This is a genomic window from Streptomyces sp. NBC_01217 (genome assembly GCF_035994185.1).
GTDB lineage: Bacteria > Actinomycetota > Actinomycetes > Streptomycetales > Streptomycetaceae > Streptomyces.
On the sequence record NZ_CP108538.1, the window covers coordinates 2,933,071 to 2,950,047 of the forward strand.

General features: G+C 70.2%; 17 protein-coding genes and 2 pseudogenes. 7 read left to right on the top strand and 12 right to left on the bottom strand.

The window, feature by feature from the left end:
- The first annotated feature begins 60 nt into the window (after positions 1–60).
- Positions 61–1,542 carry an MFS transporter gene (locus OG507_RS12860; protein ID WP_327367329.1) on the top strand — a complete coding sequence of 494 codons (1,482 nt, stop codon included), beginning with the start codon at positions 61–63 and terminating at the stop codon, positions 1,540–1,542.
- Here the strand turns inward: OG507_RS12860 and OG507_RS12865 are convergent.
- Positions 1,515–1,841: pseudogene (locus OG507_RS12865) on the bottom strand (MmyB family transcriptional regulator); the annotation flags it as partial. The gene OG507_RS12860 and the pseudogene OG507_RS12865 overlap by 28 nt on opposite strands.
- 149 nt (positions 1,842–1,990) lie before the next feature.
- Positions 1,991–3,196 carry an RNA-guided endonuclease InsQ/TnpB family protein gene (locus tag OG507_RS12870; protein WP_327367330.1) on the bottom strand — a complete coding sequence of 402 codons (1,206 nt, stop codon included), beginning with the start codon at positions 3,194–3,196 and terminating at the stop codon, positions 1,991–1,993.
- 50 nt (positions 3,197–3,246) lie between these two features.
- On the opposite strand from OG507_RS12870, the gene OG507_RS12875 reads away from it, so the two are divergent.
- Together OG507_RS12875 and OG507_RS12880 are read left to right on the top strand one after the other, a co-directional pair.
- The gene (locus OG507_RS12875) at positions 3,247–3,417 is read left to right on the top strand and encodes an Arc family DNA-binding protein (RefSeq protein WP_327367331.1); all 171 of its coding nucleotides are present in this window, start codon (positions 3,247–3,249) and stop codon (positions 3,415–3,417) included.
- Positions 3,418–3,484: 67 nt separating this feature from the next.
- Positions 3,485–4,006 (top strand): annotated as a pseudogene (locus OG507_RS12880) (MFS transporter); the annotation flags it as partial.
- Between the two features lie 87 nt (positions 4,007–4,093).
- Here the strand turns inward: OG507_RS12880 and OG507_RS12885 are convergent.
- The 3 genes from OG507_RS12885 to OG507_RS12895 all read right to left on the bottom strand — a co-directional run bounded on the left by OG507_RS12885 (position 4,094) and on the right by OG507_RS12895 (position 6,254).
- A complete protein-coding gene (locus OG507_RS12885; RefSeq protein ID WP_327367332.1) occupies positions 4,094–4,354 on the bottom strand; it encodes a DUF6243 family protein in 261 nt (86 codons plus the stop codon).
- Between the two features lie 213 nt (positions 4,355–4,567).
- The gene (locus tag OG507_RS12890) at positions 4,568–4,771 is read right to left on the bottom strand and encodes a hypothetical protein (protein WP_327367333.1); all 204 of its coding nucleotides are present in this window, start codon (positions 4,769–4,771) and stop codon (positions 4,568–4,570) included.
- A gap of 100 nt (positions 4,772–4,871) precedes the next feature.
- On the bottom strand, positions 4,872–6,254 hold the full coding sequence (locus OG507_RS12895; protein ID WP_327367334.1) for a glycine--tRNA ligase: 1,383 nt from the start codon (positions 6,252–6,254) through the stop codon (positions 4,872–4,874).
- A gap of 209 nt (positions 6,255–6,463) precedes the next feature.
- Between OG507_RS12895 and OG507_RS12900 the strand changes: the two genes are divergently transcribed.
- The 4 genes from OG507_RS12900 (at position 6,464) to OG507_RS12915 (ending at position 9,643) form a co-directional block, all read left to right on the top strand.
- On the top strand, positions 6,464–7,417 hold the full coding sequence (locus OG507_RS12900; RefSeq protein WP_327367335.1) for a metal ABC transporter substrate-binding protein: 954 nt from the start codon (positions 6,464–6,466) through the stop codon (positions 7,415–7,417).
- Between the two features lie 38 nt (positions 7,418–7,455).
- On the top strand, positions 7,456–8,238 hold the full coding sequence (locus OG507_RS12905; RefSeq protein WP_327367336.1) for a metal ABC transporter ATP-binding protein: 783 nt from the start codon (positions 7,456–7,458) through the stop codon (positions 8,236–8,238).
- 2 nt (positions 8,239–8,240) lie between these two features.
- Positions 8,241–9,134, top strand: a complete 894-nt coding sequence (locus OG507_RS12910) for a metal ABC transporter permease (RefSeq protein WP_327367337.1) — start codon at positions 8,241–8,243, stop codon at positions 9,132–9,134.
- Between the two features lie 65 nt (positions 9,135–9,199).
- On the top strand, positions 9,200–9,643 hold the full coding sequence (locus OG507_RS12915) for a Fur family transcriptional regulator (protein ID WP_327367338.1): 444 nt from the start codon (positions 9,200–9,202) through the stop codon (positions 9,641–9,643).
- Between the two features lie 73 nt (positions 9,644–9,716).
- On the opposite strand, the gene OG507_RS12920 is transcribed toward OG507_RS12915, so the two are convergent.
- The 7 genes from OG507_RS12920 to OG507_RS12950 all read right to left on the bottom strand — a co-directional run bounded on the left by OG507_RS12920 (position 9,717) and on the right by OG507_RS12950 (position 16,851).
- On the bottom strand, positions 9,717–10,247 hold the full coding sequence (locus tag OG507_RS12920; RefSeq protein ID WP_327367339.1) for a hypothetical protein: 531 nt from the start codon (positions 10,245–10,247) through the stop codon (positions 9,717–9,719).
- Positions 10,248–10,292: 45 nt separating this feature from the next.
- Positions 10,293–11,120: an isoprenyl transferase gene (locus tag OG507_RS12925; RefSeq protein ID WP_327367340.1), complete on the bottom strand. Its 828-nt coding sequence runs from the start codon at positions 11,118–11,120 to the stop codon at positions 10,293–10,295.
- Positions 11,121–11,155: 35 nt separating this feature from the next.
- Positions 11,156–11,902 carry a DNA repair protein RecO gene (gene recO, locus OG507_RS12930; protein WP_327367341.1) on the bottom strand — a complete coding sequence of 249 codons (747 nt, stop codon included), beginning with the start codon at positions 11,900–11,902 and terminating at the stop codon, positions 11,156–11,158.
- 58 nt (positions 11,903–11,960) lie between these two features.
- The gene (locus OG507_RS12935; protein WP_327367342.1) at positions 11,961–12,644 is read right to left on the bottom strand and encodes a response regulator transcription factor; all 684 of its coding nucleotides are present in this window, start codon (positions 12,642–12,644) and stop codon (positions 11,961–11,963) included.
- Positions 12,641–13,891 carry a sensor histidine kinase gene (locus tag OG507_RS12940; RefSeq protein WP_327367343.1) on the bottom strand — a complete coding sequence of 417 codons (1,251 nt, stop codon included), beginning with the start codon at positions 13,889–13,891 and terminating at the stop codon, positions 12,641–12,643. The genes OG507_RS12935 and OG507_RS12940 overlap by 4 nt, the downstream gene beginning before the upstream one ends.
- Positions 13,892–13,915: 24 nt before the next feature.
- Positions 13,916–16,012: an MMPL family transporter gene (locus OG507_RS12945; RefSeq protein WP_327367344.1), complete on the bottom strand. Its 2,097-nt coding sequence runs from the start codon at positions 16,010–16,012 to the stop codon at positions 13,916–13,918.
- 161 nt (positions 16,013–16,173) lie between these two features.
- The gene (locus tag OG507_RS12950; protein WP_327371955.1) at positions 16,174–16,851 is read right to left on the bottom strand and encodes a TerB family tellurite resistance protein; all 678 of its coding nucleotides are present in this window, start codon (positions 16,849–16,851) and stop codon (positions 16,174–16,176) included.
- Between the last annotated feature and the right edge of the window lie 126 nt (positions 16,852–16,977).

Genomic DNA, 16,977 nt, shown 5'->3' on the forward strand with positions numbered 1-16,977 from the left:
TCGCGTACGCAGCGGTGCGGCCCGACGGCGGAGTTTGTTAGTTAGCCGTACTATCCATGTATGTACGACCTGAGCCACCGCCGACGGCAGCTGGTGCTCGCGATCTGCTGCATGAGCCTGCTGATCGTCAGCCTCGACAACACCGTCCTCAACGTCGCCCTCCCCTCCATGCAGAAAGAACTGCACGCCACCGTCGCGGGCATGCAGTGGACGATCGACGCCTACACCCTCGTCCTCGCCTCGCTGCTGATGCTCGCGGGCTCCACCGCCGACCGGATCGGGCGCCGGAAGATCTTCAAGATCGGGCTCGTCCTCTTCACCCTCGGCTCGGTGCTCTGTTCCCTGGCGCCGAACCTGGAATCGCTGGTGGCGTTCCGCATGGTGCAGGCGGTGGGCGGCTCGATGCTCAACCCCGTCGCGATGTCGATCATCACCAATGTCTTCACCGACCCGCGTGAGCGGGCCCGGGCCATCGGGGTGTGGGGCGCTGTCGTCGGCATCTCCATGGCGGCGGGACCGGTGGTCGGCGGGCTGCTGGTGGACTCGGTCGGCTGGCGGTCCATCTTCTGGATCAATCTTCCCGTCGGTGTCCTCGCGCTGCTGCTCACCTGGCGGTACGTCCCCGAGTCCCGCGCCCCCAGGCCGCGTCGCCCCGATCCGGTGGGGCAGCTGCTGGTGATCGGGCTGCTCGGTTCGCTGACGTACGCGATCATCGAAGCGCCCTCGGCGGGCTGGGCCTCACCGCGCATCCTGGTGTTCGTCGCGCTCGCCGTGTGCTCGCTCGTCGGGCTGCTGCTGTACGAGCCCCGGCGCGCCGAGCCCCTGATCGATCTGCGGTTCTTCCGCAGCGCCCCGTTCAGCGGTGCCACCGTCATCGCGGTCAGCGCCTTCGCCGCGCTGAGTGGCTTCCTCTTCCTCAACACGCTGTATCTGCAGAACGTGCGCGGTCTGAACGCGCTGCACGCCGGTCTGTACATGCTGCCGATGGCGGCCCTGACCTTTGTCTGCGCACCGCTGTCGGGGCGGCTCGTCGGCAGCCGGGGGCCGCGGCTGCCGTTGCTGGTGGCGGGCCTGGCCATAACGGCGTGCGGGGTGCTGTTCGCCGCGTTCGACGCGGAGACGGACACCGTCCTGCTGTTCACCGGCTATGTGCTGTTCGGCCTCGGCTTCGGCATGGTCAACGCGCCGATCACCAATACGGCCGTGTCCGGGATGCCGCGCGCGCAGGCCGGTGTGGCAGCGGCGATCGCCTCGACCAGCCGGCAGACCGGCGGGACGCTCGGGGTCGCCGTGATCGGGGCGGTGCTGGCGGCGGGCGTGGCCGGTACCGGGTCGCCGCGCGGCGCCTCGTACGCGGCCGCGTTCGTGGACGCGAGCAAGCCCGCCTGGTGGATCCTCGCCGGGTGCGGGCTGTGCGTCCTGGTGGTGGGGGCACTGACCAGCGGGCCGTGGGCGCGCGGGACCGCGCGCCGTACCGCGGAGCGGCTGGAGGCGGCGGGTGCCCCGGCCGGGGATCAGGCGTCGGCGGGATCCAGGGCCTGAAGGCGCCGCAGCCGCTGCCTGGTCTCCTCGTCGGCGGGGGCGTACGTCACCATGCGCGGCCCGGAGGACGGGCCGAGCCACAGGTCGGTGTGGTCGAGGCGGAGCAGTCCGACATGGGCGTTGCGGAAGATCTTCGTCCGGCCGCCGGGGCCCACCACCTCGTGCCGCGCCCAGATCTCCCGGAATTCCGGCGAGGCTGCCTCCAGCCGCCGCAGGAGTGCCTTCCAGGCGGGCTCGGCCAGATGCTCGGCCATCGCGCGGCGGAATTTGGCGGCCATCACCCGGTTCATCTCGGGGAGCCTGCTGTGGCTGAACTCGCTGCGACGCGGTCTGGCGCTGGTGGTACCGATCTCGATCGGCTTCGGCGGCTTCATGTTCTTGACTGCTCCCCTCCCCGGGGAGGGGATTCGATTCCCCGCCCTCCGCAGGACCTGCGGGGATTCACAACTCACGCTGCCTCTTGTCCCGGCGGGGCAGGAGGTCTTCTGCGATCAGCGCTGTCCGGGTTCAGACCCACCCGGGTAAGCATGACGCGTGCGGAGTTCTTGTCCCGGGGAGACGTGGTTCCGCAGGCGGTGCAGGTGTAGGTGCGTTCACCCAGCGGCAGTGCGTGCTTGGCTCTCGCTCCGCAGTGCGCGCAGTCCATGGTGGTGTACGCGGGGTGGACGAGACGGATGTCCCGTCCGTGCTTACGGCCCATCTCGATCAGGGCAGCCTTCGTCGCGCCGATGGCGGCGTCGGCGGCTTTGCGAGCCATGGTCGTCCTGGCGAGGAACTTCGGCCTGAAGTCCTCGACGGCCAGGGCGTCGTGGTCGGTTACGGCCTTCTTGGCCCACTTGCGGCCGTAGTCCTGGCGTTGCCGGGCGACCTTTTTGTGAAGTTTCGCAACCTGCCTGCGCGCTGTCCGGTAGCCCCTGGAAGGCCTCTGCTCGCGCCTCGGTTTCCGGCGGGCCATCTGCCGCTGGCAGCGTGCCAGCTTCACGGCGGCCTTCTTCCCGAACTCCGCGTGCGGGAGGTCGTGCTGGTCGCTGGTGGTGGTCGCGGTCTCTTTGACGCCCCAGTCGATGCCGAGGACGTTGCCGGTCTCCGAAAGGGGCTGAGTCCGGGTGGGGACGACGAACGAGGCGTACCAGTGGCCGAGGGAGTCCTGGTAGACGCGGACGCTGGTCGGGTCGGCACGCAGATCTCGGGACCCAACGACGGTCAGGGTGATGCCGCCCGACAGGTGCAGGCGGCCGTCCTTCAACCGGAAGCCGCGCCGGGAGTAGTTCAGCGTCGGGAGGGCTTCGTCCTTCTTCTTGAAGTGGGGCATCCCTGCGCGGCGCTGCGTGGGTAGGCGTTCCTTGATGTCCTGGAGTGCCTTCGCGCGGGACTTCCCGAAGTCGCGGATGGTCTGCTGCTGCGGGACCGAGGACCGCCTGCCGAGCCAGGCATGTTCGGTGCGCCAGCCGGTGAGCTTCTTGTCGAGGCCGGCGGGGCCGCACTTCTCTCGGGCCCTGGATGCGGTCCTGGATGCCTCGACGCACATGTTCCAGACCCACCGGCAGCAGTCCCACTCCCTGAGGAGGAGGGCGAGCGCGTTGGACGACACGCGAAGGCGGTACGTGTACCGGGCGCTCCCGGCTTCGCCCTCGCACTTATTCGATGTCGCCATGGTGTCAATCCAACATTAACTGTCCGAAGTTTTGCAACTACGCTGAGGTCATGCACGAGAAGCGCTTCACCCTCCGCCTCCCCGACGACCTCCATGCCCGTCTCACCGAGCACGCACGCATCGACCGACGGTCCCTCAACTCGGAAATCGTCCACCTCCTGGAGGTCACCCTCAGTACTCCCCAGGGAAGCGCCGGTTCGTCCGGCAGTGAATCGGCTTAACCTGCCCCGCCACGCGGGAAACCGCATTCCCCCGCCGTAGAGGACAGGGCACCTTCCCAGGCCGTCAATGATCGCGGTGGCGTTGCAGCAGGGCCTGAAGCTGGGGCCTGCGGCGGCAGGTCTCTCGATGGCCCCGATGGCGGTGGCCTTCTTCGCCGCGTCGCTGGCGGGTCCGCGGCTGATCCTGCGGTACGGCAGCCGGGTCGTGACGGCGGGTGGGCTGATCCAGGCGGTGGGCGTGCTGGTGCTCGCGTTCACCGTGTGGCGCGAGTGGTCCGGCCTCGGGCTGCTGGGGCTGATGCCGGGGGTCGCTGTCGCGGGGTTCGGGCAGGGGCTGCAACTGCCCGTCCTGTTCCGCATCGTGCTCTCCGACGTACCGCCCGCGCGTGCCGGTGTGGGCGGCGGAGTGATGACGACGACCCAGCAGGCCGCGCTGGCGCTGGGCGTGGCCACGCTCGGCACGCTGTTCCTCTCCCTGGTCCCCGGCGCGGGGATGCGGGACGCACTGACGGTGACTTTGCTGGCGCAGTTGGCCGCGGTGGTGCTGACGGTGCTGCTGAGTCTGCGGCTGCCGCGCACGGTGACGTGAGCGCGGGCGACGACGGGGCACGGACAGGGGCGTGGGCCCGGATCACTTCAGGTGATCCGGGCCCACGGTCGTACGGGTGAGGAGGCGTCAGCTCCGGGCCGGGGCGTCCTGCCCGGACGGGCCCGGCTCGGCGGAACCGTCCGCGGAGTCGGCCGGGGACGGCTCGGCCTGCGCGGCGGCAGGTCCCGACTGCGCACGCTCCCGCATCTTGCGCAGCAGCTCCTGCTTCTTCTCGGCGGCCGTCCTGCGGTCGGCATCGCGGGCAGGGCCCGCGCCCTGCTGCTCGGCGCGGGACAGCTTCTTGCGCTGTCCGCCCACACCGAGGAGGTTGTTGCGGCTCTTGGCCACGGTGTTCTCCCATTCATGGTGAGAAGTGAGGTCTGGTCCGAAGCGACCTGGAATCGATCCATTGGGCGGCGGGTGGTCGAGCCCGCCGCGCTCTCACTCGTAGATCTGGAAGAACGAAGACATACCCGAACCGTACCCCGGCCGGAACGGGCTCAGCACCCGATTTCTGTCCGGCCCGGGGCCGCTCGGGCCATCGGGTCGGCCGTCGCCCGGTCAGGCCGTCGGGTCGACCGTCGCCTGGTGGGCCTCGGCGAGATGCTCCTCGGCCTTGAGCCAGGGCAGGAACTGCACGCCCTTGTGCCAACCGCAGGTGTCGCAGTTCAGCTGCCGCTGGATCCCCGACTTGCGTACGTGGACTACATGTTCACGGCCGTGCTGATCCCATCTGCTGACCTTGCTCGTGGTCATGGACGGCATCCGAGCCTCCTGTTGACGCGTGGTCGCGGGTGCCCAGTGTGCAACGGAGCCCCCGGTTCCGTACAAGGAACCGGGGGCTCCGCCGTGGAACCGTGATGCGTCAGCAGCCCAGCAGACGGGCGCCGAGGTAGGCCTGGATCTGGTCCAGGGAGACACGCTCCTGCTTCATGGTGTCGCGCTCGCGCACGGTCACCGCGTTGTCGTCGAGGGTGTCGAAGTCGACGGTGACGCAGAACGGCGTACCGATCTCGTCCTGACGGCGGTAGCGACGGCCGATGGCGCCCGCGTCGTCGAACTCGATGTTCCAGTTCTTCCGCAGGTCGGTCGCCAGGCCCTTGGCCTTCGGCGACAGCTGCGGGTTGCGGGAGAGCGGGAGCACCGCGACCTTGACCGGCGCGAGGCGCGGGTCGAGGCGCATCACGGTGCGCTTCTCCATGACGCCCTTGGCGTTGGGCGCCTCGTCCTCGATGTAGGCGTCGAGGAGGAAGGCGAGCATCGAACGGCCGACACCGGCCGCGGGCTCGATGACGTACGGAGTCCAGCGCTCGCCGGCCTCCTGGTCGAAGAACGACAGGTCCGTGCCGGAAGCGGCGGAGTGGGCCTTGAGGTCGTAGTCCGTGCGGTTGGCGACGCCCTCCAGCTCGCCCCACTCGCTGCCGCCGAAGCGGAAGCGGTACTCGATGTCAGCGGTGCGCTTGGAGTAGTGGGAGAGCTTCTCCTTCGGGTGCTCGAACCACCGCATGTTCTCCTCGCGCAGGCCCAGGTCCGTGTACCAGTTCCAGCGCTGCTCCATCCAGTACTCCTGCCACTGCTCGTCCTCGCCCGGCTTGACGAAGAACTCCATCTCCATCTGCTCGAACTCGCGGGTGCGGAAGATGAAGTTGCCCGGAGTGATCTCGTTCCGGAAGGACTTGCCCATCTGCGCGATGCCGAACGGCGGCTTCTTGCGCGAGGTCTGCTGCACCTGGCCGAAGTTGGTGAAGATGCCCTGGGCGGTCTCGGGGCGCAGGTAGGCGACCGAACCGGAGTCCTGGGTCGGGCCGAGGTGGGTGGAGAGCAGGCCCGAGAACTGCTTGGGCTCGGTGAAGGTGCCCTTGTTGCCGCAGTTGGGGCAGTTGAGCTCGGTCAGGCCGTTCGCGGGCGCGTGGCCGTGCTTCTCCTCGTACGCCTCCTCCAGGTGGTCGGCGCGGAAGCGCTTGTGGCAGGAGGTGCACTCGGTCAGCGGGTCGGTGAACGTGGCGACGTGACCGGAGGCGACCCACACCTCGGGGGCCAGGATGACCGACGAGTCGAGTCCGACCACGTCCTCGCGCGAGGTGACCATGTAGCGCCACCACTGGCGCTTGAGGTTCTCCTTCATCTCGACGCCCAGCGGTCCGTAGTCCCAGGCGGCTCGCTGGCCGCCGTAGATCTCACTGCAGGGATAGACGAAGCCACGGCGCTTGCTCAGGCTGACGATGGAGTCGATCTTGTCGGCGGCCACGGTGCTCTCTTCATTACGACGACGAAATTGGACAGGGATGGCGCGAAGCGCCTCGGTGGGGGGGTGGTGGTCGGAAGACGGGCGAGCGAATGCCTCAGATTACCGGCGGGCACGCCCCCTGGATCAAATCGGTACCGGCACAGATGGCCGAGGGGTCATCTCATCAGGCTTGTTGACAATCGTTTCCAGTTTTGTTGAAAATGACTGTCATGAACGTAAGCCGCCTCATACCCACCGCCGCCGTCGCCGGAGCAGCCGTCCTCGGCCTCACGGCGCTCACCGCCTGCTCCACCTCTGATGCCGCCGATCACAAGAACGGCGACAAGCTCGACGTGGTGGCCTCGTTCTATCCGATGCAGTTCCTGGCCGAGCAGATCGGCGGGAAGCACGTCTCCGTCACCACGCTGACCAAGCCGGGCGTCGAGCCGCACGATCTGGAACTCACCCCGCGCCAGACCGGCGGACTCGGTGACGCCGACTACATCCTCTACCTCAAGGGCATCCAGCCCGCCGTCGACGACGCCATCAAGGAGTCCGGCTCGAAGCACGTCCTGGACACCTCCACGCTCACCACGCTGGAGGACCACGGCACCGAGACCGGCGGCGACGAGCACGGCCATGAGCACCACGGCGACGAGGCCGGAGCCGACCCCCACATCTGGCTGGACCCGGTGAAGTACGCCGAGGTCGCCAAGGGCGTCGGGAAGTCCCTGGAGAAGACCGACCCCGCCCACGCCGCGGACTACCGCAAGAACACGGACGCGCTGGTCACCGAGCTCGAAGGTCTGGACACGGCGTACCGGAACGGTCTGAAGGACGTCACGACCAAGACCTTCATCACCACCCACTCCGCCTTCGGGTACCTCGCCGAGCGCTACGGCCTGACCCAGGAGGGCATCGCCGGCATCGACCCCGAGGCCGAGCCGAGCCCCGCCCGGATCAGCGAGATCCACACCATCGCGAAGAAGAACAAGGCCACCACCGTATTCTTCGAGACGCTCGCCAGCGACAAGACCGCGAAGACCCTCGCCAAGGACACCGGCCTGAAGACCGACGTCCTGGACCCACTGGAGGGAATCACGGACAGGTCCAAGGGCGATGACTACATCGAGGTCATGCAGTCCAACCTCGCGGCCCTGCAGAAGGCGCTCGGCGCGAAGTGACCTTCGTAACACCCGCCACAGCAGCATCGGAGGCGCTCATGTCCGAGCCCGGGAGCACCACCACCGAACCCGTGATAGCCCTGCGCGGGGCCACGGCCACGCTCGGCGCGCGTCCGGTGCTGCGCGGCATCGACCTGACCGTCCGCCGCGGCGAGGTCGTCGCCCTGCTCGGCGCCAACGGCTCGGGCAAGTCGACCGCCGTACGCTCCGTCATCGGCCAGGTCCCGCTCACCGGCGGCTCCATCGAGCTGTTCGGCACCCCGCTGCGCCGCTTCCGCAGCTGGGCGCGCATCGGTTACGTACCCCAGCGCACCACGGCGGCCGGCGGCGTCCCCGCCACGGTCCGTGAGGTCGTCTCCTCCGGGCGCCTGTCCCGTACGAAACTGGGCCTGCTCCGCAAGGCCGACCGGGCCGCCGTCGACCGGGCCGTCGGCCTCGTCGGCCTCGCCGACCGGGCCAAGGACTCGGTGAACGCGCTCTCCGGCGGGCAGCACCAGCGGGTGCTGATCGCCAGGGCGCTGGCCGCCGAACCCGAGCTGCTGATCATGGACGAGCCGATGGCCGGCGTCGACCTGGCGAGCCAGGAGATCCTCGCCACGACGCTGCGCGAGCAGGTCGCGGCCGGCACCACCGTGCTGCTCGTGCTGCATGAGCTCGGCCCGCTGGAGCCGCTGATCGACCGCGCGATCGTGCTGCGCGACGGCTGTGTGATGCACGACGGGCCGCCCCCGAAGGCGCTGGGCCAGCACGCGCTGCCCGGCCACGACCACGTACACCCCCACGCGGCCTCCGAGCCCGTCCGGACGGGACTGCTGAGCTGATCATGGAATTCCTCGACCCTCCGTTCATGCAGCGGGCCCTGATCGCCGCCGTACTGGTCGGCGTCATCGCCCCCGCCGTCGGCATCTACCTCGTCCAGCGCCGCCAGGCCCTGATGGGCGACGGCATCGGCCATATCGCGATGACCGGTGTCGGCCTCGGCTTCCTGCTCTCCACCAGCCCGGTGTGGATGGCCACGGCGGTCGCCGTCGTCGGCGCCGTCGTGATGGAGCTGATCCGCTGGTACGGACGCACCCGCGGCGACATCGCGCTGGCCATGCTGTTCTACGGCGGCATGGCGGGCGGCGTCCTGCTGATCAACCTCTCCGACACCGGCTCCAACGCCAACCTCACCTCGTACCTCTTCGGCTCCCTGTCCACGGTCTCCGACGAGGACATCACCGCGATCTGGCTGCTGGCCGCCTTCGTGCTGCTGGTGACGCTGGGGCTGCGCAGGCAGCTGTTCGCGGTCAGCCAGGACGAGGAGTTCGCCCGGGTCACCGGGCTGCCGGTGCGCGCGCTGAACCTGCTGGTCGCGGTGACGGCGGCGGTGACGGTCACCGTGGCGATGCGGGTGGTCGGGCTGCTGCTGGTCAGCGCGCTGATGGTGGTGCCGGTCGCGGCCGCGCAGCAGATCTCCAGGTCCTTCAAGGTGACGTTCGTGCTGTCGGTCGTCATCGGTACGGCGGTGACCCTGGCCGGCACCGTGACCTCGTACTACCAGGACGTCCCGCCCGGCGCGACGATCGTGCTGCTGGCCATCGCGGTCTTCGTCGCCCTGACGCTGCTCGCGACCCCGCTGGCCAAAAGGCGCGCCCGCCGCACCGAAGCGACGTCCGGGGAGTGCACTCTTGAAGTACCGGCATCCCGCCCGGCCGCAGACGAACTCCGGGTTTGACCGTGACACCGGGACGGGCTGGCACAATGGCCCGACACAGGTACGGGCGACACGAGGAGGCCGCTGTGGCGACGGCGCCGATCAGTGGAACGAACGCGGCCCCGGTACGCGGCCGGTCGACCCGGCAGCGGGCGGCGGTGGCCGCCGCGCTCGACGAGGTGGACGAGTTCCGCAGCGCCCAGGAGCTGCACGATGTGCTCAAGCACCGCGGTGACTCGGTCGGACTGACCACCGTCTACCGCACCCTGCAGTCCCTCGCCGACGCGGGCGAGGTCGACGTGCTGCGCACCACGGACGGCGAGTCCGTGTACCGGCGCTGCTCGACCGGCGACCACCACCACCATCTGGTGTGCCGGGTGTGCGGCAAGGCCGTGGAGGTCGAGGGGCCCGCGGTGGAGCAGTGGGCGGAGACGATCGCCGCACAGCACGGCTATGTGAACGTGGCCCACACGGTGGAGATCTTCGGGACGTGCGCCGAGTGCGCCCAGTGCGCGAGCACGAAGAGGTGACGGTCCGGGGGCGGCGCCCCCGGGACCCCGCCGCCCCTCGCCGGAGAGGCTGGGAGGTGCCGGGCTTCGACTGTCAGGCCTTTGTCAGGTGCCGGTCGAAGATCTCGCGCAGGCGATCCACGTCGGACCGGTCCTGGGCGCCGCGCTTGGCTATCACGGTCAGGGCGGTGGCGTTCTTGTCGTCGCTGAGCAGCACGAAGAGATCCGCTGTCTCCACGTACCGCGGCTGCGCCTGCCACCTGACGACCGCACTGGAGTTGTCTGTGTCGACGCTGACGCCGGACTCTTCGACCCGCACCCGGAACTCGCCCTGCCGCCCCACGAACCGAAACAGCTGGCGTGCCATCAGCCGCGGGCTCAGGAGCAGCAGCGGGCCGGAGAACAGCAGCGCCACCAGCAGCGCCACCGGCACATCGGTGCCTCTCGCCAGGGACAGTGAGGTGGCCACGACGGCACAACCCGTCGCGGCCACCCCCAGAATCCGCTGCCGCCGACCCGCCGCACTGACGCGGTTGCGGGCGCCGAGCGCCGCCGAATAGTCCCGCAGCACCGGACGGTATCTCAGCTCGACCGCACCGTGCACGGCCCCCTGCTGCTCACTCATGGACCCCCCTGAAGTGTGAAGAGGCATGATCGTAGCGGCAACGGCTCAGGCCGTGGGTTCGGCCTTCCGCACCGCCTCCACCGCACCGCCGAAGCGCCGGTCGCGCTGGGCGAACTCCAGGCAGGCCCGCCACAAGTCGCGGCGGTCGAAGTCCGGCCACAGCACGTCCTGGAAGACCATCTCGGCGTACGCGCTCTGCCAGATCAGGTAGTTGGACGTGCGCTGCTCGCCACTGGGGCGGACGAAGAGGTCGACGTCCGGCATGTCCGGGTAGTAGATGTACTTCGCGAACGTCTTCTCGTTGACCTTCGACGGGTCGAGCTTCCCGGCCGCGACGTCCTGGGCGATCCGCTGCGCGGCGTCCGCGATCTCGGCCCGGCCGCCGTAGTTGACGCAGAAGTACAGCGTCATCTTGTCGTTGTCCTTGGTCTGCTCCTGGGCGACCTGGAGCTCCTCGACGACGGACTTCCACAGCTTCGGCATGCGGCCGACCCAGCGGATCCGGATACCGAGCTCGTTCATCTCGTCGCGGCGGCGGCGGATGACGTCCCGGTTGAAGTTCATCAGGAACTTCACCTCCTCCGGGGACCGCTTCCAGTTCTCGGTGGAGAACGCGTACAGCGAGAGGTTCTTGACTCCCATCTCGATGCAGCCCTTGAGGACGTCCATGACGACGCCCTCGCCGACCTTGTGGCCCTCGGTGCGCGGGAGGCCGCGTTCCTTGGCCCAGCGGCCGTTACCGTCCATCACGACGGCGATGTGCTTGGGCACCAGCTCGCCGGGGATCTTCGGGGGCGTGGCACCTGAGGGGTGCGGCTCCGGGGTCTTGTAGTCGCGCCGGTTACGGCCGCCGAGCATCCCGCGTACTGCCATGAACTGTCTCGCTCCCTGTGCCTGATCTGCCTGTGTCAATTCTCTACGTACCGCAGTGAGCGCAGTCCGCGCTCCAGATGCCAGTGCAGATAGGCGGACACCAGTCCGCTCCCCTCCCTGACATGACGCGCCTCGCACGCGTCCGCCGTCCCCCAGTCGCCGGTGAGCAGTGCGCTCAGCAGGGTGACGGCCTCAGCCGAGGGTACGACGCTGCCGGGTACCCGGCAGTCACCGCATATGACGCCGCCCGCCGCGACGGAGAAGAACCGGTTCGGTCCGGGCATTCCGCACTTCGCGCAGTCGTCGAAGCTGGGTGCGTAGCCGTTGACGGCGAGCGAGCGCAGCAGGAAGGCGTCGAGGATGAGATGCGGCTCGTGTTCGCCGCGGGCGAGGGTGCGCAGCCCGCCGACGAGCAGGAGGTACTGCTGGACCGCGGGTTCGCCCTCGTGGTCGGTGAACCGCTCGGCGGTCTCCAGCATCGCGGTGCCCGCGGTGTAGCGGGCGTAGTCGGTGACGATGGCGCCGCCGTACGGGGCGATCGTCTCGCTCTGGGTGCACAGCGGCAGACCGCGGCCGATCAGCTCGCTGCCCCGGGCGAAGAACTGCACGTCGACATGGGAGAAAGGTTCCAGCCGCGCGCCGAACTTGGACTTCGTGCGCCGCACCCCGCGGGCGACGGCCCTGACCCGGCCGTGGCCGCGGGTCAGGATCGTGATGATCCGGTCGGCCTCGCCCAGCTTCTGCGTGCGCAGCACCACGCCGTCGTCCCGGAACAAGCTCATGCGTCCATTGTCGGGTACGGGGACGGCTCGGCGGGCCCGCCCCCGAAACCGGGGCCGCTCACTTTCCGTCCGTCCCGCCCGCGGCCGGTACGACCAGCCCCGACTCGTACGCGACGATCACCAGCTGGGCCCGGTCGCGGGCGCCGACCTTGCCCATGATCCGGCTGACGTGGGTCTTCGCGGTGAGCGGGCTGAGGCCGAGGGCCGCGGCGATCTCGGTGTTGTTCAGCCCGCGCCCGACCAGGCACAGGACCTGGCGCTCCCGTTGGGACAGGCGGTCCGGGCCGCCCGGCGCTCCGGCAGGCGGGGTCCGGGGGCTGCTGAGCACCCGGGCGATGAGCCGGGCGGTCGGGCCGGGCGAGAGCAGGGCCTCGCCCGCCGCCACGGTCCTGATGGCGGCCAGGAGTTCGGCGGGCCTGGTGTCCTTGACCAGAAAGCCGGATGCGCCCGCGCGCAGTGCGTCGACGATGTGCTCGTCGGTGTCGTACGTGGTCAGGACCAGTACCTTCACTCCGGCGAGGTCCTCGTCGGCGGCGATGCGGCGGGTCGCCCCGATGCCGTCGAGCTCGGGCATCCGGATGTCCATGACGACGAGGTCGGGCCGGTGCGCGCGGGTCAGTTCGACGGCTTCGAGGCCGGTGCCGGCCTGGCCGACGACCTCCATCTCCCGGTCGGACTCGATGAGCATCGTGAAGGCCGCCCGTACCAGTGTCTGGTCGTCGGCGAGCAGTACCCGGATCATGGTGCGGCCTCCCCCTCCTGGAACGGCAGCAGCGCCGAGACCTCGAAGCCGCCGCCGGGGCGGGGTCCCGCGTCCAGTGTGCCGCCGGTGCTGCGGGCCCGTTCCCGCATGCCCACGATGCCGAACCCGGGTACGGAGCCTTCCTTCGGGGGTCCTGTGCCGTCGTCGGTGACGGTGACCCGCAGCGCGCCTCCGCTGCCGCTGTCCGGTGCCACGGCGACCCTGACCCGTACACCGGCCCCGGCGTGCCGTACGGCGTTGGTCAGCGACTCCTGCACGATGCGGTACGCGGCGGCGCCGGTCGCCGGGGCCAGCCGCCCGGCCGGTGCGCGTACCGCGAGGTCGACGTGTGCCCCGGCCGCCTCGGCAGCCCGTACGAGAGAGGGCAGCGCCGCCAGATCGGGCAGCGGGCCCTCGGCGTCGTGCCGGTCGTGGCTGTCGTGCCTGCCGTCGCGCAGCACCTCCAGGGTGGTGCGCAGCTCGGCCCTGGCCTCCCGGCAGGTACCGGCGATGTCCTCCAGTGCCGCGGCGATCGCGTGCCGGTCGAGCCGGTCCGGGTCGACCGTCAGGATGTGCGAGGCCACCGAGGTCTGGACGCCGATGAGGGTGATGCTGTGGGCCAGCAGATCGTGCAGATCGCGGGCGATCCGCAGCCGTTCCTCGGCGACCCGCCGCCGGGCCTCCTCCTCGCGGGTGCGCTCCGCGCGTTCGGCGCGCTCCAGCACGGAGGCCATGTACTGGCGGTAGACGCGCATGTCGACGCCGCAGAACAGGATGGCGACGATCCAGCCGGAGATGCGCAGCAGCTGGATGCCCTCGTGGGCGTTGATGGTGAGCACCACCGTGACCACGACGGACAGGACGCCGAGACCGGTCAGCACCGTACGCAGCGGCCTGCCGGTCACCGCGACCGTGTAGAGCGCGATCCAGGCCTGCGGCATCACGGCCGCGTGCGCGTTGTCGAGCGCGTGGTACGGGGCGATGAACGGGATCATCGCGAGCAGGGCGAGCAGCGGGTTGCGCCGCCGCCAGACGATCGGCACGGCGCTCGCGACGAGCAGCACCCAGCCGAGCGCGTCGGGCGACCGGGCCGGGTCGGTGAGCAGGGCGAGTACGGCGGAGAGCGCACCGGCGCCCCCGGCTATGAGGGCGTCGGTGCGCGTCTTGTGCGGAGCCTCCATGGGGTCGCGGTTGACGACGGCCATGATGCGCTCGCGTCGGCGCGTGGTCGGGGACACGCTTGCCATCCTCCGGTACGGGTGGGGAAACCGTCAGGGGGTCGTGACGAGTTCGGGCTCGCGGGGGCCTTCGGATGCGGTGGGGATCCGGCTGAGCGCGCCCGGCCACCAGATCCTGCGCTGGAGCGCCACGCTCGCCGAGGTCACCAGATAGGTGCGGACGAGGAAGGTGTCCAGGAGTACGCCGACGGCGATGACGAAGCCCATCTGGACCAGGCTCACCATCGGCATGTTCAGCAGGACCCCGAAGGTGGCGGCGAGCACCAGGCCCGCCGAGGCGATCACACCGCCCGTGGTGCGCAGTGCGGTGAGGGCGGCGGCCGTCGGTGCGGCGCCGGAGAGGGCCTCCTCGCGGACGCGGTGCATCAGGAAGATGCCGTAGTCGACGCCGAGTGCCACCAGGAAGACGAAGGACAGCAGCGGGAGCCCGGGGTCGGTGCCCTTCATCCCGAAGAGCGGTTCGAAGACGAGTCCCCCGATGCCGAGCGAGGCGCCCCACACCGCGACGACGGCGGCGACCAGCAGCAGTGGTGCGACGAGGCTGCGCAGCAGGGCGATCAGGATCAGCAGGACGGAGATCAGGACGAGCGGTACGACTGTCCTGAGGTCCCGGGCGTTGGCCGTCTTCGCGTCCATCTGCTGGGCACTGGGCCCGCCGACATGGCTGCCGTCCAGGGAGTCGCGCAGTGCCTCGATGGTCGCCCGCTCCCCCGCGGACTCGGGACGGTCGGCGGCGACGACGGACAGTTCGGTCCAGCCGCCGCCGCTGCGGCCGCGCTCGACGGCGGTGACACCCTCGGTGGCACGGGCCTTCGCCAGGGTCGCCCCGGCCCGTTCGGTCGGGGTCATCACGGTGATCGGCTGGGTGGAGCGTCCGGGATAGGCGTCGGCGAGGGTCTCCATCGCCACGATCGATTCCGGCTTGCTGGAGAAGGAGTCCTCCTGCTTGAGATCGCCGGGCAGGTTGAACGCACCGAGCGCCAGCGCCCCCAGCAGCACACCCCCGCAGGCGAGCACGGCCACCGGCCTGCGCCCGGCCGTGCCGCCCATCGCGGCGAAGACCGATCGACGCTGTACGGGCACGCTGCCGTACCCGGGAACGAGCGGCCAGAACACCCGGCGGCCGAGCAGCACCAGCAGCGCCGGGAGCAGCGTCGTCATGGCGAGCAGCGCGCAGAGCACCCCGACGGCGGCGATGGGGCCCATGCCCCGGCTGCTGGTGAGGTCGGCGGCCAGCAGGCACAGCAGACCGGCGGCGACGGTGCCCGAGGAGGCGACGACGGCGGGTCCGCAGCCGCGCAGGGCGGCCACCATGGCGTCGTACGGCCGGGCGAAGCGGCCGAGTTCCTCCCGGTAGCGGGAGACGAGCAGCAGCGCGTAGTCGGTGCCCGCGCCGAAGACGAGGATGGTCATCACGGCGGAGCTCTGGCCGGTGACGGTGATGTCGAAGCCACGGTTGAGTCCGTACACGACGGCCATGGACAGGGCGTCGGCGACGCCCGCGACGACGAGCGGCACCAGCCACAGCAGCGGGCTGCGGTAGATGAGGATCAGCAGGATCGCCACGACGGCGACGGTCGTGTAGAGCAGCGGTCCGCCGAGGGACTCGTAGACCTTCTTCGCATCCGTGTTCAGCGCCCCGGGGCCGCCGACGTCGACGCTCAGTCCGCCGCCGCCCCCGGCGACCGCGCGCACATCGTCGACGAAGGCGTTCCTGGCGTCGTCGTCCTGTCCCGGCTCGGTGGAGGAGACCGGGTACATCAGGGTTGTGCCGTCCTTCGACGGGACGGCTCGCGGGGCCGCGGTGAGGGTGTGGGCGCGGGCGACCTCGGCGGCCTGCCCGGCGGCCAGAGCCCGGTCGGCGGCGGTCAGTCCGCCGTCGCGGTGGTAAACGAGGACGAGTTCGGTGGCCTCACCGCCGGGCAGCGCGTCCTGGATCTTCGCCACCTGGGTGGAGTCGGCGTTTGCGGGAAGGTAGTCGACGGCGCGGTTGGTCTGTACGTCGCCTAGCTTGCCGGCCGGCGGCCCCGCGAGCGCGATCACGGCGACCCACAGCGCGAGGATCGCCCAGGGCAGCACACGCCGCATCGTGCGTGGTCGCGTACCGCTCGGTTCCACTTCGGCCCTCATGACGGGCCCCCCTTCCGCCGGGTGTCTGGATTCCTCTCCAGAATCCCGGCGGAACGGGGCCGGTACGTCGCGCCCTGGGCCGACTTCGCGGCTACTGCCGCGGTGGACGCGCGGGCCCGATTACTCCCGAGGGAGTACGCGCCCGGTGCGGACGGGGCCGCTCAGGAGGGGGTACGCGCCGCCGCGGCGAGCAGCCGGGCCGTGTCCTCGGCGCGGAGCCGCAGCGCCCCGCCGACGGTCGCCAGCACCTCGCGCTCCGCCTGCCCGTACGGGCCGTCGGCGAGCGCGATCCTGGCGCCCTGGAGCAGGATCGATTCGCGTCCTGCGGGGGCCAGATGCGGGGCGAGGGGTTCCAGCGCCTCGTGCAGTTCGATGGCGAGGGCCGCGCCGCAGGCCTCGGCCGCCGGACCGAAGGCGGAGCCGTGGCCGATGTCGGCGGAGAGGACCTCGACGACGGTGCAGAGCTGTTCCTCCGTGCAGTCGTCGAATCCGGCGTCGCGCACGATGGCGGCCGCGGCCTCCAGGACCGTACGGGAGGTGGTGCCGCCGGCCGCGAGGACGCCGAGCGCGACCGTGTGCACGGCGTCGCGGAGCATGGCGGAGAACCGGGTGGTGGTGGGGTGGTCGAGCACATCGGTGGCGAAGTGGGTCCGGCAGGCGGCGCATTCGACGACGGGGCCCGTGGTGCCGCGCCGAAGCATCGGCACGCCGAGCACCGCGAAGCGGCGACGGCCGGTGAGACGGCGGTAGTTGCGGTCGCCGCCGCAGCCGGGGCAGAAGAACTCGCCGTCACCGACGGTGTCCCAGATGGTGCGGATGCCGCAGATACGCAGCTTCATGGCGCGTTGTCCCAGGGCTGACCGCACGTCGCACACCTCCGTAACGCTCCGGCAACATTGCCGTGTGGACGTGATGTTAACCACAGTCATGATGTGACGTCAGCACCCCGGTCGTCACAACCGCAG

What these genes read in the sequence shown, in the direction of transcription:
- OG507_RS12910 (WP_327367337.1), top strand. Translation starts at nt 8,241, where the DNA reads ATGGAATTCCTCGACCCTCCGTTCATGCAGCGGGCCCTGATCGCCGCC.
- OG507_RS12900 (WP_327367335.1), top strand. Translation starts at nt 6,464, where the DNA reads ATGAACGTAAGCCGCCTCATACCCACCGCCGCCGTCGCCGGAGCAGCC.
- recO (WP_327367341.1), bottom strand. Translation starts at nt 11,902, where the DNA reads ATGAGCTTGTTCCGGGACGACGGCGTGGTGCTGCGCACGCAGAAGCTG.
- OG507_RS12935 (WP_327367342.1), bottom strand. Translation starts at nt 12,644, where the DNA reads ATGATCCGGGTACTGCTCGCCGACGACCAGACACTGGTACGGGCGGCC.
- OG507_RS12940 (WP_327367343.1), bottom strand. Translation starts at nt 13,891, where the DNA reads ATGGCAAGCGTGTCCCCGACCACGCGCCGACGCGAGCGCATCATGGCC.
- OG507_RS12925 (WP_327367340.1), bottom strand. Translation starts at nt 11,120, where the DNA reads ATGGCAGTACGCGGGATGCTCGGCGGCCGTAACCGGCGCGACTACAAG.
- OG507_RS12950 (WP_327371955.1), bottom strand. Translation starts at nt 16,851, where the DNA reads ATGAAGCTGCGTATCTGCGGCATCCGCACCATCTGGGACACCGTCGGT.
- OG507_RS12875 (WP_327367331.1), top strand. Translation starts at nt 3,247, where the DNA reads ATGCACGAGAAGCGCTTCACCCTCCGCCTCCCCGACGACCTCCATGCC.
- OG507_RS12890 (WP_327367333.1), bottom strand. Translation starts at nt 4,771, where the DNA reads ATGCCGTCCATGACCACGAGCAAGGTCAGCAGATGGGATCAGCACGGC.
- OG507_RS12860 (WP_327367329.1), top strand. Translation starts at nt 61, where the DNA reads ATGTACGACCTGAGCCACCGCCGACGGCAGCTGGTGCTCGCGATCTGC.
- OG507_RS12905 (WP_327367336.1), top strand. Translation starts at nt 7,456, where the DNA reads ATGTCCGAGCCCGGGAGCACCACCACCGAACCCGTGATAGCCCTGCGC.
- OG507_RS12870 (WP_327367330.1), bottom strand. Translation starts at nt 3,196, where the DNA reads ATGGCGACATCGAATAAGTGCGAGGGCGAAGCCGGGAGCGCCCGGTAC.
- OG507_RS12945 (WP_327367344.1), bottom strand. Translation starts at nt 16,012, where the DNA reads ATGAGGGCCGAAGTGGAACCGAGCGGTACGCGACCACGCACGATGCGG.
- OG507_RS12920 (WP_327367339.1), bottom strand. Translation starts at nt 10,247, where the DNA reads ATGAGTGAGCAGCAGGGGGCCGTGCACGGTGCGGTCGAGCTGAGATAC.